Genomic DNA, 21,878 nt, shown 5'->3' on the forward strand with positions numbered 1-21,878 from the left:
CCGACGAGTTCGATGAGGCGTTTGGAGAGACGAATCGGGTCAGTCATGACAGGGCCGTAACAAAAAGAGGGTGGGCATTGTACCTGCCTGGCGCCGGTTAATCGCGGGTCCATTTGCCTTTTAGCCGCGTTGGACCTTCAGGTCGGGCTGTTTGTAGCGCATGTGCAGCAACGGGTACGGCTGGTTCATGCCGTCCTTTGCCGAACGGCCGACCACTTCGAAGCCTTGCTTGAGGTAAAAACCCAAGGCTTGCGGGTTCTGTTCGTTGACATCCAGTTGATCGGCGTTCATGTGCTCCATGGCATAACGCAACAGCTGTTTGCCCAGGCCCTGGCCCCGGTGTTGCGGGTCGATGAAAAGCATCTCGATCTTGCCGGCTGCGACGCCGGCGAAACCGGTAATGCGCTGGCGAGTGTCCCGGGTGCAGATGAGCATGACCGCGTCCAGGTAACGGGTGAGCACCAGGTTCTTCAACAGTTCGATGTAGCTGTCCGGCAGAAAATCGTGGGTGGCGCGTACCGAGGCCTCCCAGACCCGGGTCAGTTCCTGATAGTCGCTGGATTTCGGTGTGTGGATGACCGAATGCTGACGCATGCCCGCCTGCTCCTTGTGCTGGATATCTCCATACGATAGCTGCAAAAAAGCCTCGCATCTTGTGAGGATAGCGAGGCTCTTCAATTTTTCGGCCTGTGAAAGAACCTGTGGGAGCTCGGCTCCCACAGGTATCACATTGAGTCTGTGAAGCAGCAGCTCAACCGATCTGTTCAGCCCACAGATCGTATTCGTCAGCGTCGGTCACCTTGCACCAGACCTTGTCGCCCGGCTTGAGATTGCTGCCGTTGTCGATGAATACGTTGCCATCGATTTCCGGGGCGTCGAAGAAGCAGCGGCCCACGGCGCCTTGCTCGTCCACTTCATCCACCAGTACTTCGATTTCACGGCCGATGCGCATTTGCAGGCGCGCCGAGCTGATGGCCTGCTGGTGCGCCATGAAACGCTCCCAACGGTCCTGCTTGACCTCGTCCGGCACCACATCCAGGTCCAGATCGTTGGCCGGTGCGCCTTCGACGGGCGAATACTGGAAGCAACCGACGCGGTCGAGCTGGGCTTCGGTCAGCCAATCCAGCAGGTACTGGAAGTCCTCCTCGGTTTCGCCAGGGAAGCCGACGATGAAGGTCGAGCGAATGATCAGGTCCGGGCAGATCTGGCGCCAGTTCTTGATGCGGGCCAGGGTCTTGTCTTCGAAAGCCGGGCGCTTCATGGCCTTGAGGACTTTCGGGCTGGCGTGCTGGAACGGGATGTCCAGGTACGGCAGGATCTTGCCGGCGGCCATCAGCGGGATCAGTTCGTCGACATGCGGATACGGGTAGACGTAATGCAGGCGGACCCACACGCCGAGGGTGCTGAGGGCTTCGCACAGTTCGGTCATGCGGGTTTTCACCGGCGCGCCGTTCCAGAAGCCAGTGCGGTATTTCACGTCGACGCCATAAGCGCTGGTGTCCTGGGAGATCACCAGCAGCTCCTTGACGCCGGCCTTGACCAGGCGCTGGGCCTCATCGAGCACATCACCCACCGGGCGGCTTACCAGTTTGCCGCGCATCGAGGGGATGATACAGAAGCTGCAACTGTGGTTGCAGCCTTCGGAAATCTTCAGGTAAGCGTAGTGGCGCGGTGTCAGCTTGATGCCTTGCGGCGGCACCAGGTCGATCAGCGGGTTGTGGTCCTGGCGGGGCGGCACTACGTCGTGCACGGCATTGACGACCTGCTCGTACTGCTGCGGACCGGTCACGGCCAGCACGCTGGGGTGCACGTCGCGGATATTGCCTTCTTCCACACCCATGCAGCCGGTCACGATGACCTTGCCGTTTTCCTTGATGGCTTCGCCGATCACTTCCAGGGACTCGGCCTTGGCCGAATCGATGAAGCCGCAGGTGTTGACCACTACCACGTCGGCGTCCTGGTACGTGGATACGACGTCATAACCTTCCATGCGCAGCTGGGTCAGGATGCGCTCGGAGTCGACCAGAGCCTTCGGGCAACCCAGGGATACGAAGCCAACCTTGGGGTTGGCCGGCGCGGTAGTGGTGGACATGTCTAACCTCGGTGTAGGGGAGATCGTCTCTTGTGGAGACAGGACGCTTGACGCGCCTCTGATCAAAAAGTGCGCAATTCTAGCGGTGCTGGAAGCGCTTGACCAGCTTTATACGGGGAAAAACGACGAGTGCTGCGCTATGCTTCGCGCCGTCCAGCGCAACTGAATCTCTACAGTCAATCATTTGTCTGTAACAGGAAGTAAGGTGGCCTGGACGCAAGGTCAATCAGGGTGCTTCTTTCCAGCAGCGCGGATCAGGTAGTGGGAGTGTTGGATGGAGCAGGCAGAGAGTCAGGTGTCGGGTACCGGGCATGCAGCGGCCAGGCCCGTGGGAATGTTGGTGGCCGCCGCGGGGGTGGTCTATGGCGACATCGGCACCAGTCCCTTGTACACCATCAAGGAAGTGTTTTCCGGTCAATATGGTGTGCAGGTCAACCATGACGGAGTGTTCGGGATTCTGGCGCTGATCTTCTGGTCGCTGGTCTGGGTCGTCTCGATCAAATACGTGCTGTTTATCCTGCGCGCCGACAACCAGGGCGAAGGCGGCATCATGTCGTTGACCGCGCTGGCCCGGCGGGCGTCCACCCCTTATCCCCGGTTGCGTTCGGTGCTGGTGATTCTCGGGCTGATCGGCGCCTCGTTGTTTTACGGTGACAGCATGATCACCCCGGCCATTTCCGTATTGTCGGCCGTGGAGGGTCTGGAAGTGGCCTTTGATGGGCTGGATCACTGGGTTGTGCCGATGGCGCTGGTGATTCTGGTGGCGCTTTTCCTGATTCAGAAACACGGGACCGATCGGATCGGTAAATTGTTCGGGCCGGTCATGGTGCTGTGGTTCGTGGTCCTTGGCGGCCTGGGCATTCATGGCATTGTCCAGCATCCGCAGGTGATCGAGGCGTTGAACCCGGCCTGGGGCGTGCGCTTTTTCATGGTGCATCCGGGGGTTGGCGTTGCGATCCTGGGGGCCGTGGTACTGGCCTTGACCGGCGCCGAAGCCTTGTATGCGGACATGGGGCATTTTGGCCGCAAACCGATTGCCCGGGCCTGGTTCGTCCTGGTGTTGCCAGGACTGGTGCTCAACTATTTCGGTCAGGGCGCCTTGCTGTTGGAGAACCCGGAGGCCGCTCGTAACCCGTTTTATCTGTTGGCCCCAGGCTGGGCGCTGGTGCCGTTGGTGGTGCTCTCGACCTTCGCCACGGTGATCGCATCCCAAGCGGTGATTTCCGGCGCGTTTTCCCTCACACGCCAAGCCATCCAGCTCGGCTATATCCCGCGCATGTACATCCAGCACACCTCCAGCGCCGAACAAGGGCAGATCTACATCGGCGCGGTGAACTGGGCGTTGATGGTTGGCGTGATCCTGCTGGTGCTTGGCTTCGAGTCGTCCGGCGCGTTGGCCTCTGCCTATGGCGTGGCAGTGACCGGCACCATGCTGATAACCAGCATCCTGGTGTCGGCGGTGGCGTTGTTGCTGTGGAAATGGCCACCTCTGCTGACGGTGCCGTTGCTGGTCGGTTTTCTATTGGTGGACGGCCTGTTTTTTGCCGCCAATGTCCCGAAAATCCTGCAGGGCGGCGCATTTCCGGTCTTGGCGGGGATCGTGTTGTTCATTCTGATGACCACGTGGAAGCGCGGGAAGGAACTGTTGGTAGATCGGTTGGATGAAGGCGCTCTGCCGTTGCCGGTATTTATCAGCAGCATCCGTGTCGAACCTCCCCATCGGGTCAAGGGCACGGCGGTTTTCCTCACTGCCCGCCCGGATGCCGTGCCTCACGCGCTGCTCCATAACCTGTTGCACAACCAGGTGCTGCACGAGCAAGTGGTGCTGCTGACGGTGGTGTACGAAGACATCCCCCGGGTGCCGCCGCAACGGCGCTTCGAGGTGGATTCCTACGGCGAAGGTTTCTTCCGGGTGATCCTGCACTTTGGTTTCACTGACGAACCGGACGTGCCACAGGCGCTCAGGCTGTGTCATCTGGATGAGCTGGACTTCAGCCCGATGCGCACCACCTACTTCCTCAGCCGCGAAACGGTCATCGCTTCCAAGCTTGAAAGCATGGCCCGTTGGCGCGAAGTGCTATTCGCCTTCATGCTGAAAAACGCCAACGGCAATTTGCGCTTTTTCAATTTGCCGCTGAACCGGGTGATTGAACTGGGGACCCAGGTGGAAATGTAGCCCAAACAAAAAAGCCCCCGTTGCCTTGTGGCAGCGGGGGCTTTTTGGTGGGCGTGGGGTTGAGTGGACAACAATTTGTGGCGAGGGGATTTATCCCCGTTGGGTTGCGAAGCAACCCTCTGGATTTTCCTGGGTTCATGACCTGTGCGAGTGCTTCGCACTCGAGCGGGGATAAATCCCTCGCCACATTAGGTTCGCAGGGTTCACAAAAAACCAGCCTCAGCTCACTGTTCGGCGTTCTTGTTCTGGCGCTTGTTGATTTCGTCCACCAGGCGCTTGGCCAGCGCCGGATAGTTCTCGTCGAAATGATGGCCACCAGGTAGCTGGATGGCTTCGCCCACCGCGGTCTTGTCGGTACAGCCACTTTCAGCCGCTTCTTCTACGCCGTAGATGCACACGACTTTGTCGGCGGGCAGCTTGGCCATTTCCGGGCCCGTGGCGGCTTCGGTGCCGGCATTGCCGAGCCAGCCTTCGACTTCGATCTCGAAGCTGCCGGTGCGCGCGAAGGCCAGCAGGATGATTGCGTCGACCCCTTGCTGTTCGCTGGCCGGAAGGCGATTGTAGATTGCGGGCAGTACGTCGGCGCCGAAGGAATATCCGGTCAGGATGAAGCGCTTGGTGCCCCAGACCTGACGGTAGTGCTGCATCAGTTCGGTGAGGTCCTGGGCGCTTTGTTCCGGACTCTTGTGCTGCCAGTAGTAGCGCAGGGTGTCGATGCCGACGACCGGGTAACCGATCTTGGCCATTTCTTCGGCCACGTCCCGATCCAGGTCCCGCCAGCCGCCGTCTCCGGAGAGAAACAGGGTCACGGTGTCCCGGGCCTGGCTGGCCGGCACTTCCACTACGGGAATGCTCAGGCCGCCCTGGTCGGTGCCTACCAGGATCTTGTGCAGTTCGTTGTTCAGCACCTGTGGCAGGTTGATGTCGTAGTTGCTGATGCTGGTTTCAGCGTTCGGTTGATCCCGTACGAAACCGGCGCTGGTGTCGTCGGGGTTGTCATTCCAGGCCACCAGCCAGTGGCCGTGGGCCGCGCTTTTAGGCAGCAGGTGGGTGCAGCCGGGTTTTTCCAGGGCCAGGTCCACCGAAACGGCCTGGGCCTTGTCGTTCTTCTGCTCCGCCAGCCAGCGCCAGGCCAGCACGGCTCCGGGGCCGATACCACTGACCAGCGTTGCTGGCCCCTGGAGCTGCTTCAGGCCGGCCTGCAGGGCACGGCCTTGCAGCATGCAGTCCTTGGGCAGGATCACCTGGACGATTTGCGCCGAGCCGCTGCGGCTGAGGGTCAGCAATTGCGTGTCGCTGAGTTTCTGCTCTTCGTTGACCGCCACCAGCACTTGGGCGCGGGGCGGGGTGCCGGGAATGATCCGGGTCATGGGGGCACCGTCGACCGGCGTCAGCTGTTCAAGGGTCGGTTGCGGGGCAGGGCGGTTCCAGTACCAGTAACCGCCACCGAGAATCACCGCCACCACCAACAGGGTGGCCACTACGTATCGCCAGGAGCGTTGCATCATCAGCGTTTCACCAATCCAGTCAGGCCGCCTGCAATCAGGGCGGCGGTATCGGCCAGAGCTACCAGCGGATCGAGTCCGGCGGGCACGGCCATGTAACGAGGTTCCCAGTCAGGCTGGAATTTATCTTTGAAACGGCGCAGGCCCTGGAAGTTGTAGAGCTGTTCGCCACGGCGGAACACCATCGAACCCAGACGCTGGGTCAGCGGTGCGCCGCGTCGCGGTTGCAGGCCCGACAGGGGGACCATTCCGAGGCTGAAGCGGGCATAGTCATGGGCTTTGTAATGCTGAATCAGCCCGACCATCATGAATTCCATGGTCAGTTTCGGGGCGTCGGGATGGGCGCGCATCAGGTCGAGGCTGGCCAATTCATGGCTGTGCGTCTCCAGCAGATTGGCGAACGCCACCGGGCGGCCTTCGAAACGAATCACTGCGATGCGGAAATGCTTGAGGTAGTCATCGCTGAAGCGGCCAAGTGAAAAGCCTTTTTCCCGCACGTTCTTGCCGGTCAGCCAGGCGTCGGAAATGACCTTCAGCTCATCCATCGGCGCCTGGCCCGGTTCGTGGATCTCCAGCGACAGGCCGTCCCGGGTACCGCGGTTCCAGGTGTAGCGCAAGTCCTTCATCTCTTTGCCCTTGGCTTCGAGATCGAAATGCTTGAGGTCGACCCGTGCTTCTTCACCCAGCTTGATCGCGGTCAGTCCGATGTCCATGTAATACGGCAGGTTCTCGGCGCGAACCTGATAGAACACCGGGCGCGCATGATGGATATCGCACAGGTCGCGGAACTGCCAGATCATTTCTGCGCGTTGCTGGGTAGGGCCGATCGGGTCGTACAATGCCACCAGACTGCGGCCACGGCGGGCATACATCAGAAATGCTTCGTCGTTGGGATGAAACAGCAATGCCTTGTCACCGGTCAGGGCCAGGCCGCCGTCGGGTTGTGAAGAGGCCATGAGAATCTTTTTGGCTCGCTCCAGTTCTTCTGCCGCCGGCAGCTGGATCACCGGGCGGGCGGTACGCAGCAGCCAGGTAAGGGACACCACCACCAGCAGCACCGCCGCGCCCAGCAGTGAGCGCAGACCACGAGGTGCGTCGGCATCGAGGGTGAATTGCCACCACAGTTCATGGCTGTAGGGCACGTCCTGGTATGCAAACAGCAGCAGCCAGATTGACGCGCCGAGCACGCATAGGCTGGCAATCAGAAACAGCGGCGAAAATGGCAACTCGGTCAGGCGACTCGGACGATAAAACGAACGCCGGAACACCGCCAACAAGCTGGCCGTCAGCGTCAGCAGCGTGGCCTCTTCCCAATCGAAGCCCTTGAGCAGTGAGAGCAGGGCGCCCACCAACAGTAAAACGGTGGTCAGCATCCAGGCAGCAGACAAGCGACGGCGCAGACCCTGGGCGAGCAACAGGCACAACACGCCCACAAGGCTGGCGCCCAGGTGCGAGGCGTCCACCAGCCGATGAGGGATCAGGAAACCAATGTGCTCCAGGCGAGTATCGATTTCCGGGGTCACGCCGGAAAACAGCAGCACCACGCCCGAGAGGAACACCAGCACCGCCAGGATCGGCGCCGCCAGGCCCGACGCTACCCGCAGGGACTGGCGGGCCTGGAACAGCCGTTGCGCCTCATTGATCAGCAACAACACACAGGCCACCAGCATCGGCAGCAGGACATAGATCAAGCGATACAAAAGCAGGGCGGCTGCCAAAGGCGCGGCCCCCAGTTTGTCGGCGAAGGCCGCCAGCAGGATCGCTTCGAACACCCCGACCCCGCCCGGTACATGACTGAGTACGCCGGCTGCCAGCGCCAACAGGTACACCAGCAGGAAGGCGCCGAACGGTGGTGTTTCGGGCAACAACAAGTACAGCACCGTGGCGGCCGCCGCGACATCCAGCGTGGTGATGATCAGTTGCAGGAGCGTCAAGCGTCGGCCCGGCAGGCGCAGGGTGCGGCGCCCGGCCTTGATCAGCAGGCTGTCCCGATAGGGCTGTTCTGGCAGGCGCCGACGGTAGATGCCGATAGCCAGCGCACAGGTGAGCAGCAGCACCGCCACGCAGATCGCTCCCAGCCAGGTGGCCGGCAAGTGCAGGGCGGCGGAAGCGGCGGGCAGATCACTGAGGGTTGCCAGGGCTGCCAGCGGCGGCAGTGCACAGCCCAGGGACAGGCTGGCGAACAGGGTCATGTGGGCGACATCTGTCGCGCCCAGGCCATGGCGGGCATACAGCCGGTAGCGAACCGAGCCCCCCGACAATAACGAGAGCCCGATGGCGTTGCCGATGGCAAAAGCGCTGAATCCGCCCAGGATCAGCGTTTTCGCGGGCAATTTCACACCGGCATAACGGCTGGCGGACCATTCATAGCCCAGCAAGATGACGAATCCGACGACCGTCGCGGCGACTGCGCCGAGCAGGGCTGAGCGCGGCACCTGCATGATCGAGTCGTGCAGAGCGTACAGATCGAGCTCGCTCAGCAGGTGGCGACAGGCAATCAATGCAAGGGCGAACAGCAACAGCGTGACGGCGAGGCCGATAGGCTGACGGTACTGACTGATACGCTCCAGCCAGCGCAAGCGCCCGGCCTTGATCGGTTGTACCGCAGTAACAGTGTCTTGTGGGGCAGACGAGTGAGCGCGCATCAATCACCTCTTGAACTATGCGCGACAGGATGGGGGCAACCCGCTCAGTTACCAATCCCTGCCGAAAAAAATAATTACAAAATATTTGTCATGAAAGCTTTTTTCGACAGGCACAAAAAAGGCCACTCTTTCGAGTAGCCTTTTTTGATGTTTGGTTGCGGGAGCCGGATTTGAACCGACGACCTTCGGGTTATGAGCCCGACGAGCTACCAGACTGCTCCATCCCGCGTCTGTGTGGCGGCATTCTACAGGCGAACGCCTGAGTGTCAACCGTTAAAAGGTGGTGAGGTCAAATAAACGGCCAATTCGTCGCCAACCGAGCTAAACACAAGAAATCAAAAGGAAATTGTCCTACAAGCAGGCAGTCTGCATTGCGTCGCCGTGGGGGTGGGCGAGGTTAGCAGGTCTTCTCTTCACGGCGCCTTGCTCAAAAACAAACGGCCACAAAAAAGGCCACTCTTTCGAGTAGCCTTTTTTGATGTTTGGTTGCGGGAGCCGGATTTGAACCGACGACCTTCGGGTTATGAGCCCGACGAGCTACCAGACTGCTCCATCCCGCGTCTGTGTGGCGGCATTCTACAGAGGATCGGCTGGCTGTCAACCCTGGCGCCAGGAAAATCTGTTCAGCTTCAATTGCTTAGCCTAAGTCCTGGGCATTGTGACAGCGCTGTGACGCAAGCCTGGCAAGGGCTGGCGCTCTATTGGACGCTTCGCAACGATTGAAGAAATAAATTCACGTAGGCTTTTTCCAGCCGCAGTGAAGGATCTTTTCAACTACTGGTGCTATATACAGTTGTCGGTGCGATACTGGCGTCCCGACTTGTCGCACATCCGCTTCTCTTATGACGCAACGCAAAATCATCCACGTCGACTGTGACTGCTTCTACGCCGCTATCGAGATGCGCGATGACCCGCGGCTGGCCGGCAAACCCCTGGCGGTCGGTGGTTCGGCGGACCGGCGCGGGGTCATCGCGACTTGTAACTACGAGGCTCGGGCCTACGGTGTGCGCTCGGCCATGTCATCCGGGCACGCCTTGAAGCTCTGTCCTGACTTGACCATCGTCAAGCCGCGGATGGACGCCTATCGGGAGGCGTCGAAGGAAATTCATACGATCTTCAGCGATTACACTGACTTGATCGAGCCGCTGTCCCTGGATGAGGCCTACCTGGATGTCTCCGCAAGTGCCCATTTCGGTGGGAGTGCCACCCGCATCGCCCAGGACATTCGGCGGCGGGTTTCCAATCAACTGCACATCACGGTGTCCGCCGGCGTCGCTCCCAACAAGTTTCTGGCCAAGATCGCCAGCGATTGGAAAAAGCCCAACGGCTTGTTCGTCATTACCCCGGATCAGGTCGAAGACTTCGTTTCGGCCCTGCCGGTGAGCAAGCTGCATGGGGTGGGTAAAGTGACCGCCGACAAACTGAACAGGCTCGGCATTGTCGATTGCCTGCAGTTGCGTCAATGGGACAAGCTGGCGCTGGTGCGCGAATTCGGCAGTTTCGGTGAGCGACTCTGGAGCCTGGCCCGTGGGATTGATGAACGTCTGGTGCACAATGACAGCCGTAGACAGTCCATCAGTGTGGAAAACACCTACGACGTCGATCTGCCTGATCTGACAAGCTGCCTCGATAAACTGCCGGAGCTGATGCAGTCCCTGAGTGGGCGCATCGCCCGGATCGACAGTAGTTATCGACCGGGCAAGCCGTTCGTCAAAGTGAAATTCCATGACTTCACCCAGACCACCCTGGAGCAGGCCGGGGCAGGGCGCGATCTGGGCAGTTACCAGTTGCTATTGACCCAGGCATTCAACCGCGGCGGCAAGCCGGTGCGTTTGTTGGGGATAGGGGTACGGCTGGAGGATCTGCGAGGCGGGTTTGAGCAGTTGGAATTGTTTGAGCGGTGAGGCTGCCACTTACATGAAGGCTTTGCCGGCTCTTGTGGCGAGGGAGCTTGCTCCCGCTGGGCTGCGCAGCAGCCCCAGAAACAGTTGATTCAACTTATCTGGCACACCGAGGTGGCAGGCTTGAGGGCCGCTGCGCGCCCCAGCGGGAGCAAGCTCCCTCGCCACAAGGTTTTGCTGCTAGTTCGCTCCTGGATCCGCCACCAGGCGCCCGCCATCCTTGGTCAGGGCTTTGAGGAATTCGGTCTGTAACTCCGGATCATTGCGGGTCAGTTCGATCAGGCTCTGTTCCAGCTCGCTGGCCTCTTCTTCAAGCCCCAGCTCCGACAGCCGCTTGACCCGATGAACCCACTGGCTCACCTCGTCATCTTCCAGATCGTCGTAGATCAACCCATGGGCTTCCACCAGCTTGCCGCGCAACGTGCTGCTGATGCTCAGGGACGAGTCGGTGTGTACCTCGTCCAGGGCGTCCGTCACGCTGATCTGCAACTTGCCGAAGTGGCTCAGATCATGCTCGGCGAACGGGCTTTCCAGCAGATTCAAACGCAACACGCCATTGCGGTCGGTGCTCAGTTCGAAGGTTTGCCGGGCAGCCTTGACCTGTACCGGGCGTTCGCTCCAGGGCAGGCTCGTGTGTTCGACGCGTTTGTCGCGTTGCACTTCGTCGATTCCGGCCAGGTTCTGCTGGGCGCGGCCATGGGACGGCACGTTCATGAATGGATTGAGCCCGGCGAAGCCGTAGCTGATCCAGTCTCGAGTCGCGCTCTCTGGGAGGTTGCCAAGAGCGAACACATTGACCACATTGGCGCCGACACCCGCCACCACTGCCACCGCGCCCAGCGGAATTTCGTAAACTTCGCGCCAGGGCTGATACGGCGTATAGCGATCATAATGGCGGGTGACTTCGAATTCGGTGACTTCGAAGGTCTTCTGCTCATTGATCCGCACCCGACGTTGCGGCAGTTCGAGTACTTTGGGCTCGCCCACTTCGATATGCAGGCTATGGTCGAGCAGTTTGCGCTCGACCCGCTCTTCGTGCTCGCTGCGTTGCGACATTTGGTTGGCACAGCCGCTGACCAGCAGGGCGCCGCACAGCGCGGCGCCCCCGAGGCCTAAGGTGTTTCGCTTGAACATGACGTCTCTATCTGGTGTCAGCGGCGGATACGGGCCTGGAGGAACGACAGCACGTCAGCGACCGGCAGCGCTTGCGGCTCGGCCTCGGTGCGACTTTTGTATTCCAGGTTGCCTTCGGCCAGGCTGCGGTCACTGACGACGATCCGATGCGGGATGCCGATCAGTTCCATGTCTGCGAACTTGATGCCGGGGCTGGTTTTTTTGTCGCGGTCGTCCAGCAGCACTTCGAAGCCGGCCGCCGTCAGTTCGGCGTAGAGCTTGTCGGTGGCTTCGCGAACCAGTTCGGTCTCGTAGCGCAGCGGCACCAGGGCAATCTGGAATGGCGCCAGGGCGTCGCTCCAGATGATCCCTTTCTCGTCGTTGTTCTGCTCGATGGCGGCGGCGACCACGCGGGATACGCCGATGCCGTAGCAACCCATTTCCAGGGTCACCGGCTTGCCATTCTCGCCCAGCACTTCGCACTTCATGGCTTTGCTGTACTTGTTGCCCAGCTGGAAGATGTGCCCGACTTCAATGCCGCGCTTGATTTCCAGGACGCCTTTGCCGTCCGGGCTCGGATCGCCGGCCACAACGTTGCGCAGGTCGGCCACGGCCGGAACCGGCAGGTCGCGCTCCCAGTTCACCCCGAAGTAGTGCTTGTCATCGATGTTGGCGCCGATGGCGAAATCGCTCATCAGCTCCACCGAGCGGTCGATGATGATCGGCAGCGGCAGGTTCAACGGGCCGAGGGAGCCGGCACCGGCGCCGATGGCGTCGCGCAGTTCGGCGTCGGTGGCCATGACCAGGGGGCTGGCAACGCCAGGCTGGTTGCCGGCCTTGATTTCGTTCAGCTCGTGATCGCCGCGGATGATCAGGGCGATCAGCTTGCCTTCTTCTTCGGCGCGCACGATCAGGGTCTTGATGGTGCGTTCGATCGGCAGGTTGTAGCCTTCCACCAGTTGAGCGATGGTCTTGGCGTTTGGTGTGTCCACCAGGCGCAGTTCTTCGGTCGGTGCAGGGCGGGAGGTTTCCCGTGGGACGGCCTCGGCTTTCTCGATGTTGGCGGCGTAGTCGGAGCCGTTGCTGAATACGATGTCGTCTTCGCCGGACTCGGCCAATACGTGGAACTCGTGGGAGCCGGCGCCACCGATGGAACCGTTGTCGGCTTCAACCGGACGGAATTTCAGGCCCAGGCGGGTGAATACGTTGCAATACGCCTGGTGCATGCGGTCGTAGGTGACTTGCAGCGAGGCCAGGTCGGTGTGGAATGAGTAGGCGTCCTTCATGATGAATTCGCGGCCGCGCATCAGGCCGAAGCGTGGACGGATTTCATCACGGAATTTGGTCTGGATCTGATACAGGTTGATAGGCAGCTGCTTGTAGCTGCTCAACTCGTTGCGCATCAGGTCGGTGATCACTTCTTCGTGAGTCGGGCCTGCGCAGAAGTCACGACCGTGACGGTCTTTGATGCGCAGCAACTCAGGGCCGTACTCTTCCCAGCGCCCCGATTCCTGCCACAGCTCGGCCGGCTGGGTGCCCGGCATCAACACTTCCAGAGAGCCGGCGGCGTTCATTTCTTCGCGAACGATGGCTTCTACCTTGCGCATCACACGCAGACCCATCGGCAGCCAGGTGTACAGGCCCGAGGCGAGTTTGCGGATCATGCCGGCGCGCAGCATCAGCTGGTGGCTGATCACGACGGCGTCGGAAGGCGTTTCTTTCTGTGTGGCGAGCAAAAATTGACTGGTGCGCATGGTTGGCCGTTGTCGGTTGCTGATGACGAGAAGTGACGGAGCATTGTACGGGCGAGATGCCCTGGCGTACAGGCGCGTGGCCGGTCGCCAGGCATGAGCGCCGGTTTCGCCGGCGCTTGCTGGAAGTTTCCTAAGATTCTTGCGCAGGTCGCGTGGGTGTCGGTTCCGGCTCCGAAGCCGAGCCTGAACCCTGGCGGCGGTTTTCCTGATACCAGTGCAAGGCAATCAGTAACAGGGTCGGAACCCCCAGCAAGGCGGTGATCAGGAAGAAGTCGTGATAGCCGAATTTCTCCACCATCACCCCTGAGTAACCGCCGATCAAGCGCGGCAGCAACAGCATGATTGAGCTGAGCAGGGCGTATTGGGTGGCCGAGAACTTCAGGTTGGTCAGGCTCGACAAGTAGGCGACGAACGCCGAAGTGGCCAGGCCGGAGCTGAAGTTGTCCAGGGAGATGGTGACAACCAGCATCTGCAGGTTGGCGCCCATGTCGGCGAGCATCAAAAACAGGATATTGGTGCCGGCGGAGGCAACGCCGCCGATAAACAGGATCGGCAGGATACCGAAACGCACGATCAACAAGCCGCCCATGCCGGCGCCGACGAGCGTCATGATCAGCCCGAAAATCTTGCTGACGCTGGCGATCTGGTCCTTGGTGAAGCCTTGGTCGATGTAGAACACGTTGGCCATGACGCCCATGACCGTGTCGGACATCCGGTAGGTGGCAATCAGCCCAAGCAGCAACAGGGCCTGCCAGCGGTAACGCAGGATGAAATCGTTGACCGGTGTCAGCACCGGCGCCAGCCCGCGGCGCCCCATGGCCGAAAGGCACAGGGCTGTCAGGGTGATATAGAGAATGGCCCGCAGGAAGGCACGGTCTTCGAGCAGCAGGTCCAGCAGGCTGACGCCTTCGAACAGGACACTGGCAAAGTCGGTGTTATAGAGCTGGGTGAACATCGCCGGTACCGACACCAGCAGCACGATGAGTACGAACACCGAGGCCAACTGGTGGACGAAGCTATAGCGACCGGCCTGCAACTGGGTGCGTAGCGGCACCGGCGGTTCGCGCATGAATAGCGAGGTGAGCAACGCAGGGACCATCAGCACGCCGAACAACAGATAGGTGCCTGCCCAGGCCGAGTGCTTATAACTGAAACCGGTGGAGCCGAACCCTTCGGCGAAGAACAGTGCGCCCGCGGTGGCCAGCAATGCCGCGATCCGGTACCCGGACATGTAGCTGGCGGCGAGGGCCGCCTGGCGGGTGTCGTCGGCGATCTCCAGGCGATAGGCATCGACGGCAATGTCCTGGGTGGCCGACGCGAAAGCCACGATCACGGCGATGGCGATCAACCATGACAGGTGCTTTTGCGGGTCGCAGAAGCCCATGCCGATCAGGCCGAGGATCACCAGGGCCTGGGAGAGCACCAACCATGAACGCCGACGGCCGAGTTTGCCCAGCAGCGGCAGGCGCCATTGGTCGAGCAGGGGCGACCAGACCCATTTAAAGGCATAGGCCAGGCCGATGAGGCTCGCGTAGCCAATAGTCTCGCGGGCCACGCCAGCTTCGCGCAACCAGACCGAAAGCGTGGAAAACACCAGCATGTAGGGCAGGCCGGCGGCGAAGCCAAGCAGCAACAGCACGAGCGTCGAGGGACTGGCATAGGCGGCGAGGGCGGCGCGCCAGGTTTTACGGGGCATGGGCTGGAGTCTGCCTCAAAAATTGCGAAAACAAAGCGCGCACTCTAACCGCTGTGCTCTACCGGGCGCCAGCCATGGCGCTGAATATCAACACGATTATTCAGGACACTCACCCCTTCCGTGCGCAGGCGCGCGCGTTGTTCATCCCCTGAGGCGCTGCCGGCCGGCAGGCTGATCCGACCGCCGGCAGCCAATACTCGATGCCATGGCAGCTTTGTGTCGTTCGGCAACTGACTGAGGGTACGCCCTACCCAGCGCGCCGCTCGGCCCAGACCGGCCATCTCGGCTAGCTGACCATAGGTCACGACCTTGCCGGCCGGCACTTGTGCCAGGGTCAGGTACAGGGTGGTGCGGCGGATCTGGGCGGCGTTCTCTGGGGCCGCGGGAGCATCAGTCACGTTCAGGTGTCCTGGGCAAGGGCGTATTGCCGTTTGTAGATTAAATCCCGCAAGGTTGGTTGAGAAATGAACTCATTACAAATACTTCGGTCAGTCCTTGCTAAGGTGTCGTCCCGGGGGATAATGCCGCCTTTTTACCGCAAACTTGAGCTCTTTATACGCTTATGTTGTCTAGAACCCTGCTATGCCTAGCTGTCACCAGCGCCTCCATGCCATTGCTTGCCGATACCGTTTGGTTGAAGAACGGCGACAAGCTCAGCGGCAAGATCACCGTTTTCGATGGCGGCAAGTTGCTGATCCAGACCGATTACGCCGGCGCGATTCCCATCGACTGGAAACAGGTCAAGACTCTTGAGAGCGACCAGCAATTGCTGGTCAAGCAGGATGCCTACACCGGCGAAAAAGCCAAGGCGCTGCAGGCTGCCGAGGACGGCAAGGTGACCCTGGCCAACGGCGACGGACCCAAAACCGTCGAGCTGGCCAGTATCCAGCAAATCCTCAAACCCAAACCGGTGGTCGAGGATCTGGTGTGGAAGGGCAATATCGATGCTGCCCTGGATTATCAGCGCGCGGAAAACGATACCGATGATTACGACATCGATTTCAAGACCTCGGCACGCCACGGCAGATGGCGGCATACCGCCGAAGGCGAATACAACCGTGAGTTCCAGGATGACGTGGTTTCCACCGACAACTGGAGGTTGGAGTATTCCCTCGACCGCTTCCTGACGGAAAAATGGTTCTGGCAAGGGCGCCTGAATTACAAGCGCGACAAAGTCGAAGAGCTGGCTCGACAGCGCGTGGTGGGTACCGGTCCGGGCTACCAGTTCTGGGATGACGAGCTGGGTGCTTTCTCGTTGGGTTCGCTGTTCAACCGCACCGATTACGAATACCGCGACGGTGGCACCGACAACTTCTATTCCATCGCCATGAAGTGGGACTACAACCGCTACCTGATTGGCAAGCGCGTCGAGTTCTTCACCAATGGCGAAGTCGGCAAGCCGCTGTCCAGTGTTGCCGAATATGCCTACGACGCCGAGGTGGGGCTGCGCTACAAAGTTACCGACTGGGCTTCGCTCAACCTCAAGGCCGAGAAAGATGTCATTGAGGGCACCGAAGACAGCGACTTGAGCAAGACGCGCTACACCGCCGGGTTTGGCGTGACCTGGTAATCCCGGTCTAGCAACCAACCCGTGTGGGAGCGAGCCTGCTCGCGATAGCGGCGGATCAGCAACATCAACGTTGACTGACACGCCGCTATCGCGAGCAGGCTCGCTCCCACATTTTTTTTGTGCGTGGGCAAAAACACACAGGCACAAAAAAGCCCCGCTTTTGAGGGCGGGGCTTTTTACTAAAGCAAGGACAAGTTAGATAACTTGAACTTCTTCAGCTTGCATGCCTTTCTGACCGCGGGTAGCGATGAAAGAAACCTGTTGGCCTTCTTTCAGGCTTTTGAAGCCGTCGGATTGGATTGCTTTGAAGTGAACAAACAGGTCGTCACCGGATTGTGGAGTGATGAAGCCGAAGCCTTTTTCATCGTTGAACCACTTAACGGTACCAGTTTGGCGATTAGACATGGTGTAACTCCTTGAACAAAGATAACTGCGACTCAGGAAGAACCCTGGCCGAGACTGAGTGCAAAGAGCAGGAAAAATTCTTGTAGATGGTTGGATCGAAATTCAACATATCGTGTAGAGATTCTCAGTGACACAAGCAACACAGTGACGTCACCTTAACCCTTTTTCCTGAATGTGCCAATGGTCTTTGCGAAGGTTTCTCGGTTTTGGTGACTGACGGCCAGCGGTATTGCCGTCAGGACCAGGAAATCAAGGTGGATCGGCGAGATTTACGTCCCGCACTTTGAACCCGGCCTCGCGCCCCGGTAAGATGCCGGACGTATTTTTTCCACCTCGCTATTTCAGGAAACCGCCATGAGCATCAAATCGGACAAGTGGATTCGCCGCATGGCGCAAGAGCACGGCATGATCGAGCCCTTCGTCGAGCGCCAGATGCGTGGCGAAGGCGCCGATCGGCTGATTTCCTTCGGCGTCTCCAGCTACGGCTACGATGTGCGCTGCGCCGATGAATTCAAGGTGTTCACCAACATCAACTCGGCGACCGTGGACCCGAAGAACTTCGACGAGAAGAGCTTCGTCGACGTCAAGAGCGACGTCTGCATCATTCCACCGAACTCATTTGCCCTGGCACGCACCGTCGAGTATTTCCGTATCCCGCGCAACGTGCTGACCATCTGCCTGGGTAAAAGCACGTACGCGCGCTGCGGCATCATCGTCAACGTCACGCCGCTGGAGCCTGAGTGGGAAGGGCATGTGACCCTGGAGTTCTCCAACACCACGACCTTGCCGGCAAAAATCTATGCCAACGAGGGTGTGGCGCAGATGCTGTTCCTTGAGTCCGATGAGGAATGTGAAGTGTCCTACAAGGATCGTGGCGGTAAATATCAGGGCCAGCGCGGCGTAACGCTGCCGCGTACCTGATTCTGACGAACAGTTTGAATTCCTGGGCGGGCAGGCACTCTATGGGGTGTACTGCCCGTTTTTTTTGCCTCAGCGCAGCGGGCCTTCGCCCAGGAGTTGCTCTATGAAGATCGATCCGCGAATCAGTGCCGAACTGGCAAAGCTTGAGCCCAATCAGATCGGTGTCATGGCTTGGTCATTACTGGCCCACCCTGCCGAAGCGGCGGGCGGTATTCCAGGCCAGCCTGATCCCGATACCCCCAACGAACAGCCCCTAGAACCCAGCGAACCCGGTGAACCCACCCTGCCAGATGAGCCGCCTCCTGCGCCTGTTGCCTGATCGCAAAATGGCCCGTCAGTGGAAAGCACGTGTGCTTCAACTGACGGGCCATATTTCGTTATCCCCAATGACAAAGATCCTGCAGTCATTGTCCTGTTCGACCCGATGACCCCCTGTGAATGCGCCAAAGGCCGGTAGCAGGCTGATGTCGCTGGCGAGCCGGAAGCAGGCCAGGCGCAGCCGTTGCCGTCCTTTGCCGCTCAGGTGGTAGACGGGATGGACATGGCCCGCCAGGACGTGGCGGCTGGGATGCGGATCGGGCTCATGTTGTACGGCGAAAGGTCCGAGCAACAAAGGCTCCGGCACGACCCGGATGTTCAGCGCTGGCGGCGGGTCGCCGGCACGTTTGTCGTGATTGCCGCGAATCAGCGTCATGGCCAGGTGCTGATGTCGTTCACGCCAGCTACAAAGGGCCTTCAAGGTGCCTGGGGCATGGGAACCTGGACCGTGGAGAAAGTCGCCTAGGAAGATCAGTTGGCGACATGGCAGGCTCGCCAGTAGCCCGTCCAGCACGGCGATGTTGCTGGCCGTCGTGCCATGGGGCACCGGTTGGCCTAGGCTGCGATAAGCAGCGGCCTTGCCGAAATGCACATCGGCGACCATCAGGGTTTGCTGGGCAGGCCAGTACAGGGCTTTTTCCGGCAATAACCAGAGTTCTTCGCCGGCCAGGCTGACGGGATAGGGCGCCGGCATCAGGCGTCACCACGATCAGCGGTCGTTTCCAGTTCGCTGACCATCCGCCGGATGCGATCGGCGAGCTTCTCCGAACTCATGCTTTCCCTGAATCGCTCCACCAGCAAGGGGAATCCCAGTGGGGTGGGCCGTTTAATGGCATGCAGGTCGAGTTTCAAGGTATTGAGGCGTTCCAAGGTCTGCTCCAGTCGGCGTATATCCAATTCTTCACGCAGGACTTCTTCCCCGGCCTGGGCCAGCAAGAGGTTGTCGGCGTCGTATTGCTTGAACACCTGAAAGAACAACCCGCTGGACGCCTGGACTTGACGGGTACTTTTTGGCGCGCCGGGATAGCCGGCAAATACCAGTCCGGCGATCCGGGCGATTTCGCGAAAGCGTCGAAGCGCCAGCTCTCCGGCGTTCAGGCTCGCCAGCACATCGGCCAGCAGGTTGTCGACGCTCAGGAGTTCCGGCCCCAGGTGCTGCGTCCAGTCCAGTGCCGTGGCACTGAGCAGTTCCAGGCCGTAATCGTTCACCGCGATGGAAAACGTCACCGGCTGTTGTCGGCTGACGCGCCAGGCCAGCAGGCTCGCCAACCCCAGATGAACCTGGCGCCCGGCAAAGGGATACAGAAACAAATGCCAGCCCTCGCGGGATTTGAGGCGCTCGGCCAACAATGTTTCTTGCGTGGGTAAACCGGACCAGCGTTGTTGGATCGATAACAAGGGCTGCACGGCGCTCATCTCCGGGCCCTCGAAGCGGCCCGTGGCGGCCTCGCTCAGACGGGCCACGACGGCGCCGGCCAGCTCGCTGGAAAGCGGCATCCGCCCGCCGTTCCAGCGCGGCACGGCGGCTTTTTTGGCCTGGCTGCGTCGCACGTAGGCGGTCATGTCTTCGACGCGGACCAATTCCAGCAAGCGTCCGGCAAACAGAAAACCATCTCCAGGCCGCAAGCGAGCGATGAAGCCTTCTTCCACGCTGCCCAAGGTCTTGCCGCCACCGCCTTTGCTCCAGAACTTCAATTGCAGGCTGGCGTCGCTGACGATGGTGCCGATGCTCATGCGATGTCGTCGGGCCAGTCGCGCATCGGGGACTCGCCACACGCCGTGTTCGTCCGGCTCGACCCGCCGGTAGTCGGGATAGGCGGTCAATGACAGCCCACCATGGCGCACGAAGGCCAGGGCCCAGGCCCATTCGGCTTCGTTGAGGTCCCGATAGGCCCAGGCGCCGCGCACTTCCTCAAACAGCTCGTCAGGCAGGAAACCGCCGCCCAGGGCCATGCTGACCAGATGCTGGACCAATACATCCAGCGGCTTGTGGGGCGATTCCCGGGGTTCGATGCGCCGCTGAGCCACGGCGTCTTGTGCGGCGGCGGCTTCGATCAGCTCCAGGCTGTGGGTCGGCACCAGCGTGACCCGCGAGGTCCGCCCCGGCGCATGACCAGAACGCCCGGCGCGCTGCATCAGCCGCGCCACGCCTTTGGCCGAGCCAATCTGCAGAACCCGTTCGACTGGCAAGAAGTCCACCCCCAGATCCAGGCTGGAGGTGCAGACCACCGCCTTGAGCTGCCCGTCCTTGAGGGCCTGCTCTACCCAGTCGCGAGTTTCCCGGGACAATGAACTGTGATGCAGCGCGATCAGCCCGGCCCAGTCCGGCCTGGCTTGGAGAATGGCCTGATACCAGATTTCCGATTGCGCCCGGGTGTTGGTGAAAACCAGGCAACTGCTGCTGGCGTCTATTTCAGCAATGACCTGGGGCAGCATCTTCAGGCCGATGTGGCCGGCCCACGGAAAACGTTCGAGGGCCGGGGGGAGCAGCGTATCGACCCGTAGCGCCTTGCCGTTGGCCCCCTGCACGCTGATGCCATTGCCTTGCGGGATTAATACCTGTTCGGCGTGGGCCTGGTTACCCAAGGTGGCGGACACACCCCAGACGATGAGTTGGGGATGCCAGCGCCGCAAGCGCGCCAATGCCAATTGCAACTGCACCCCCCGTTTGTTGCCGAGCAACTCGTGCCATTCATCCACCACGACCATGCGCAGCGTCGAAGTGGCCGTTTGCGCATCGGCACGGGCGAGCATCAGGGTCAGGCTTTCGGGCGTGGTGATCAGCGCGGTGGGCAGACGCCGACCCTGGCGGGCGCGTTCGCTGGCGCTGGTGTCGCCGGTGCGCAGGCCGACGCTCCATGGAATCTGCAGCTCTGCCAGTGGTGTCTCGAGGGCTTTGCCTGTATCGGCGGCCAGCGCGCGCATCGGCGTGATCCACAGGACCGTCAGCGGTCCGGTCACTGGTTTGCGTTTACGGGGTTTATCCGGCGGTGGCGCCGAGCGGGCGAACCGGTTGAGCGCCGCGAACCACACGGCGTAGGTCTTGCCGGCCCCGGTGTTGGCGTGCAACAGCCCGGATTCGCCGCGTTTGACGGCAGCCCACACTTGTTTTTGAAAGGCGAACGGCTTCCAGCCGCGGGCGCTGAACCACTGGTTTGCGTAGTTGTTGGATGTCGCCATACCCGCCGCGTGCGCCCTGAAAGTCCTCTTTCAGTGACCGCGGTGAGGGATGAAAGGTTTAATGAAGAAAATCGTGGCGAGGGCGCTTTTGTGGCGAGGGAGCTTGCTCCCGCTGGACGCGCAGCGTCCCCAGCAGTGTGTCATCCAGCGCCTGGGGGCTGCTTCGCAGCCCAGCGGGAGCAAGCTCCCTCGCCACAGAAGCAGTCTTCAGGTTTGTCGGGTTTATTTCAGGTTGCCACTGAGAAACTGCTGGAGCCGCTCGCTTTTGGGATTGCCCAGCACGTCTTCCGGCGCGCCTTCTTCTTCCACCAGGCCCTGGTGCAGAAACAGCACCTGATCAGACACCTTGCGAGCGAAGCTCATTTCGTGGGTCACCATGATCATGGTCCGGCCTTCTTCGGCCAGGCCCTGAATCACCTTCAAGACTTCTCCCACCAACTCCGGGTCAAGGGCCGAGGTGGGTTCGTCGAACAGCATCACCTCCGGCTCCATCGCCAGGGCGCGGGCGATGGCCACGCGCTGTTGCTGACCACCGGAGAGGAACGCCGGGTACTGCTCGGCCACTCGCGCCGGCAGGCCGACCTTGTCGAGATAACGACGGG

17 protein-coding genes, 2 tRNA genes and 1 pseudogene are annotated in these 21,878 nt (G+C 60.6%); 5 read left to right on the forward strand and 15 right to left on the reverse strand.

The window, feature by feature from the left end; all coding sequences use genetic code 11:
* The 3 genes and pseudogenes from GSM73_RS26880 to rimO all read right to left on the reverse strand — a co-directional run.
* A pseudogene (locus GSM73_RS26880) lies at positions 1 to 113 on the reverse strand (RNA-binding protein); the annotation flags it as partial.
* A 7-nt stretch (positions 114 to 120) separates the two neighbouring features.
* Positions 121 to 594: a GNAT family N-acetyltransferase gene (locus tag GSM73_RS04465; RefSeq protein WP_047230035.1), complete on the reverse strand. Its 474-nt coding sequence runs from the start codon at positions 592 to 594 to the stop codon at positions 121 to 123.
* Between the two features lie 157 nt (positions 595 to 751).
* A complete protein-coding gene (gene rimO, locus GSM73_RS04470; protein WP_047230036.1) occupies positions 752 to 2,092 on the reverse strand; it encodes a 30S ribosomal protein S12 methylthiotransferase RimO in 1,341 nt (446 codons plus the stop codon).
* A gap of 334 nt (positions 2,093 to 2,426) precedes the next feature.
* On the opposite strand from rimO, the gene GSM73_RS04475 reads away from it, so the two are divergent.
* Complete coding sequence (locus GSM73_RS04475) at positions 2,427 to 4,268, forward strand: potassium transporter Kup (RefSeq protein WP_372241360.1); 1,842 nt, start codon at positions 2,427 to 2,429, stop codon at positions 4,266 to 4,268.
* A 224-nt stretch (positions 4,269 to 4,492) separates the two neighbouring features.
* Here the strand turns inward: GSM73_RS04475 and GSM73_RS04480 are convergent, their stop codons facing one another.
* The 4 genes from GSM73_RS04480 to GSM73_RS04495 form a co-directional block, all read right to left on the reverse strand.
* Positions 4,493 to 5,776: a virulence factor family protein gene (locus GSM73_RS04480; RefSeq protein WP_047230038.1), complete on the reverse strand. Its 1,284-nt coding sequence runs from the start codon at positions 5,774 to 5,776 to the stop codon at positions 4,493 to 4,495.
* Positions 5,776 to 8,418, reverse strand: a complete 2,643-nt coding sequence (mprF, locus tag GSM73_RS04485) for a bifunctional lysylphosphatidylglycerol flippase/synthetase MprF (protein ID WP_076386109.1) — start codon at positions 8,416 to 8,418, stop codon at positions 5,776 to 5,778. The genes GSM73_RS04480 and mprF overlap by 1 nt, the downstream gene beginning before the upstream one ends.
* Positions 8,419 to 8,570: 152 nt before the next feature.
* Positions 8,571 to 8,647 (reverse strand) — tRNA-Met (locus GSM73_RS04490).
* Positions 8,648 to 8,901: 254 nt separating this feature from the next.
* Positions 8,902 to 8,978, reverse strand: a tRNA-Met gene (locus GSM73_RS04495).
* Between the two features lie 282 nt (positions 8,979 to 9,260).
* Here GSM73_RS04495 and dinB point away from each other — a divergent pair.
* Positions 9,261 to 10,322 (forward strand): DNA polymerase IV, encoded by a 1,062-nt coding sequence (dinB, locus tag GSM73_RS04500; RefSeq protein ID WP_076386106.1) that lies wholly within the window; start codon positions 9,261 to 9,263, stop codon positions 10,320 to 10,322.
* A 177-nt stretch (positions 10,323 to 10,499) separates the two neighbouring features.
* On the opposite strand, the gene GSM73_RS04505 is transcribed toward dinB, so the two are convergent.
* The 4 genes from GSM73_RS04505 to GSM73_RS04520 form a co-directional block, all read right to left on the reverse strand.
* Positions 10,500 to 11,453, reverse strand: a complete 954-nt coding sequence (locus GSM73_RS04505; RefSeq protein ID WP_047228432.1) for a hypothetical protein — start codon at positions 11,451 to 11,453, stop codon at positions 10,500 to 10,502.
* 17 nt (positions 11,454 to 11,470) lie between these two features.
* Positions 11,471 to 13,186 carry a proline--tRNA ligase gene (locus tag GSM73_RS04510; RefSeq protein WP_047228431.1) on the reverse strand — a complete coding sequence of 572 codons (1,716 nt, stop codon included), beginning with the start codon at positions 13,184 to 13,186 and terminating at the stop codon, positions 11,471 to 11,473.
* A gap of 130 nt (positions 13,187 to 13,316) precedes the next feature.
* Positions 13,317 to 14,882, reverse strand: coding sequence for an AmpG family muropeptide MFS transporter (locus GSM73_RS04515; RefSeq protein WP_047228430.1), 1,566 nt, complete (start codon positions 14,880 to 14,882; stop codon positions 13,317 to 13,319).
* A gap of 44 nt (positions 14,883 to 14,926) precedes the next feature.
* Positions 14,927 to 15,307 (reverse strand): MGMT family protein, encoded by a 381-nt coding sequence (locus GSM73_RS04520; protein ID WP_171061418.1) that lies wholly within the window; start codon positions 15,305 to 15,307, stop codon positions 14,927 to 14,929.
* Positions 15,308 to 15,444: 137 nt separating this feature from the next.
* Between GSM73_RS04520 and GSM73_RS04525 the strand changes: the two genes are divergently transcribed.
* A complete protein-coding gene (locus tag GSM73_RS04525) occupies positions 15,445 to 16,452 on the forward strand; it encodes a DUF481 domain-containing protein (RefSeq protein ID WP_047228428.1) in 1,008 nt (335 codons plus the stop codon).
* A 195-nt stretch (positions 16,453 to 16,647) separates the two neighbouring features.
* Here GSM73_RS04525 and GSM73_RS04530 read toward each other — a convergent pair whose 3' ends face one another.
* Entirely contained in the window at positions 16,648 to 16,857 is a 210-nt protein-coding gene (locus tag GSM73_RS04530) for a cold-shock protein (protein WP_002554837.1), read from the reverse strand.
* 354 nt (positions 16,858 to 17,211) lie between these two features.
* Here GSM73_RS04530 and dcd point away from each other — a divergent pair, with 354 nt between their 5' ends.
* On the forward strand, positions 17,212 to 17,778 hold the full coding sequence (dcd, locus tag GSM73_RS04535) for a dCTP deaminase (RefSeq protein ID WP_003184751.1): 567 nt from the start codon (positions 17,212 to 17,214) through the stop codon (positions 17,776 to 17,778).
* A gap of 103 nt (positions 17,779 to 17,881) precedes the next feature.
* Positions 17,882 to 18,097 (forward strand): hypothetical protein, encoded by a 216-nt coding sequence (locus GSM73_RS04540; protein WP_047228427.1) that lies wholly within the window; start codon positions 17,882 to 17,884, stop codon positions 18,095 to 18,097.
* Positions 18,098 to 18,133: 36 nt separating this feature from the next.
* On the opposite strand, the gene pdeM is transcribed toward GSM73_RS04540, so the two are convergent.
* From pdeM to GSM73_RS26885, 3 genes are all read right to left on the reverse strand, one after another.
* On the reverse strand, positions 18,134 to 18,790 hold the full coding sequence (pdeM, locus tag GSM73_RS04545; protein WP_047228426.1) for a ligase-associated DNA damage response endonuclease PdeM: 657 nt from the start codon (positions 18,788 to 18,790) through the stop codon (positions 18,134 to 18,136).
* Positions 18,790 to 21,276, reverse strand: coding sequence for a ligase-associated DNA damage response DEXH box helicase (locus GSM73_RS04550; RefSeq protein ID WP_160891695.1), 2,487 nt, complete (start codon positions 21,274 to 21,276; stop codon positions 18,790 to 18,792). Before GSM73_RS04550 ends, pdeM begins: the two co-directional genes overlap by 1 nt.
* 222 nt (positions 21,277 to 21,498) lie before the next feature.
* On the reverse strand, positions 21,499 to 21,878 hold a 380-nt coding region (locus GSM73_RS26885; protein ID WP_256676702.1), incomplete at its 5' end, for an ATP-binding cassette domain-containing protein.

Origin of the sequence: Pseudomonas sp. PICF6 (assembly GCF_009831705.1) — a bacterium.
GTDB lineage: Bacteria > Pseudomonadota > Gammaproteobacteria > Pseudomonadales > Pseudomonadaceae > Aquipseudomonas > Aquipseudomonas rhizophila.

Excerpts from the sequence above, each read along its gene's own strand:
- GSM73_RS04550 (WP_160891695.1), bottom strand. The coding sequence starts at position 21,276 with ATGGCGACATCCAACAACTACGCAAACCAGTGGTTCAGCGCCCGCGGC.
- GSM73_RS04505 (WP_047228432.1), bottom strand. The coding sequence starts at position 11,453 with ATGTTCAAGCGAAACACCTTAGGCCTCGGGGGCGCCGCGCTGTGCGGC.
- dinB (WP_076386106.1), top strand. The coding sequence starts at position 9,261 with ATGACGCAACGCAAAATCATCCACGTCGACTGTGACTGCTTCTACGCC.
- dcd (WP_003184751.1), top strand. The coding sequence starts at position 17,212 with ATGAGCATCAAATCGGACAAGTGGATTCGCCGCATGGCGCAAGAGCAC.
- mprF (WP_076386109.1), bottom strand. The coding sequence starts at position 8,418 with ATGCGCGCTCACTCGTCTGCCCCACAAGACACTGTTACTGCGGTACAA.
- GSM73_RS04515 (WP_047228430.1), bottom strand. The coding sequence starts at position 14,882 with ATGCCCCGTAAAACCTGGCGCGCCGCCCTCGCCGCCTATGCCAGTCCC.
- rimO (WP_047230036.1), bottom strand. The coding sequence starts at position 2,092 with ATGTCCACCACTACCGCGCCGGCCAACCCCAAGGTTGGCTTCGTATCC.
- GSM73_RS04465 (WP_047230035.1), bottom strand. The coding sequence starts at position 594 with ATGCGTCAGCATTCGGTCATCCACACACCGAAATCCAGCGACTATCAG.
- GSM73_RS04530 (WP_002554837.1), bottom strand. The coding sequence starts at position 16,857 with ATGTCTAATCGCCAAACTGGTACCGTTAAGTGGTTCAACGATGAAAAA.
- GSM73_RS04540 (WP_047228427.1), top strand. The coding sequence starts at position 17,882 with ATGAAGATCGATCCGCGAATCAGTGCCGAACTGGCAAAGCTTGAGCCC.
- GSM73_RS04510 (WP_047228431.1), bottom strand. The coding sequence starts at position 13,186 with ATGCGCACCAGTCAATTTTTGCTCGCCACACAGAAAGAAACGCCTTCC.
- pdeM (WP_047228426.1), bottom strand. The coding sequence starts at position 18,790 with ATGCCGGCGCCCTATCCCGTCAGCCTGGCCGGCGAAGAACTCTGGTTA.
- GSM73_RS04475 (WP_372241360.1), top strand. The coding sequence starts at position 2,427 with ATGTTGGTGGCCGCCGCGGGGGTGGTCTATGGCGACATCGGCACCAGT.
- GSM73_RS04525 (WP_047228428.1), top strand. The coding sequence starts at position 15,445 with ATGTTGTCTAGAACCCTGCTATGCCTAGCTGTCACCAGCGCCTCCATG.
- GSM73_RS04480 (WP_047230038.1), bottom strand. The coding sequence starts at position 5,776 with ATGATGCAACGCTCCTGGCGATACGTAGTGGCCACCCTGTTGGTGGTG.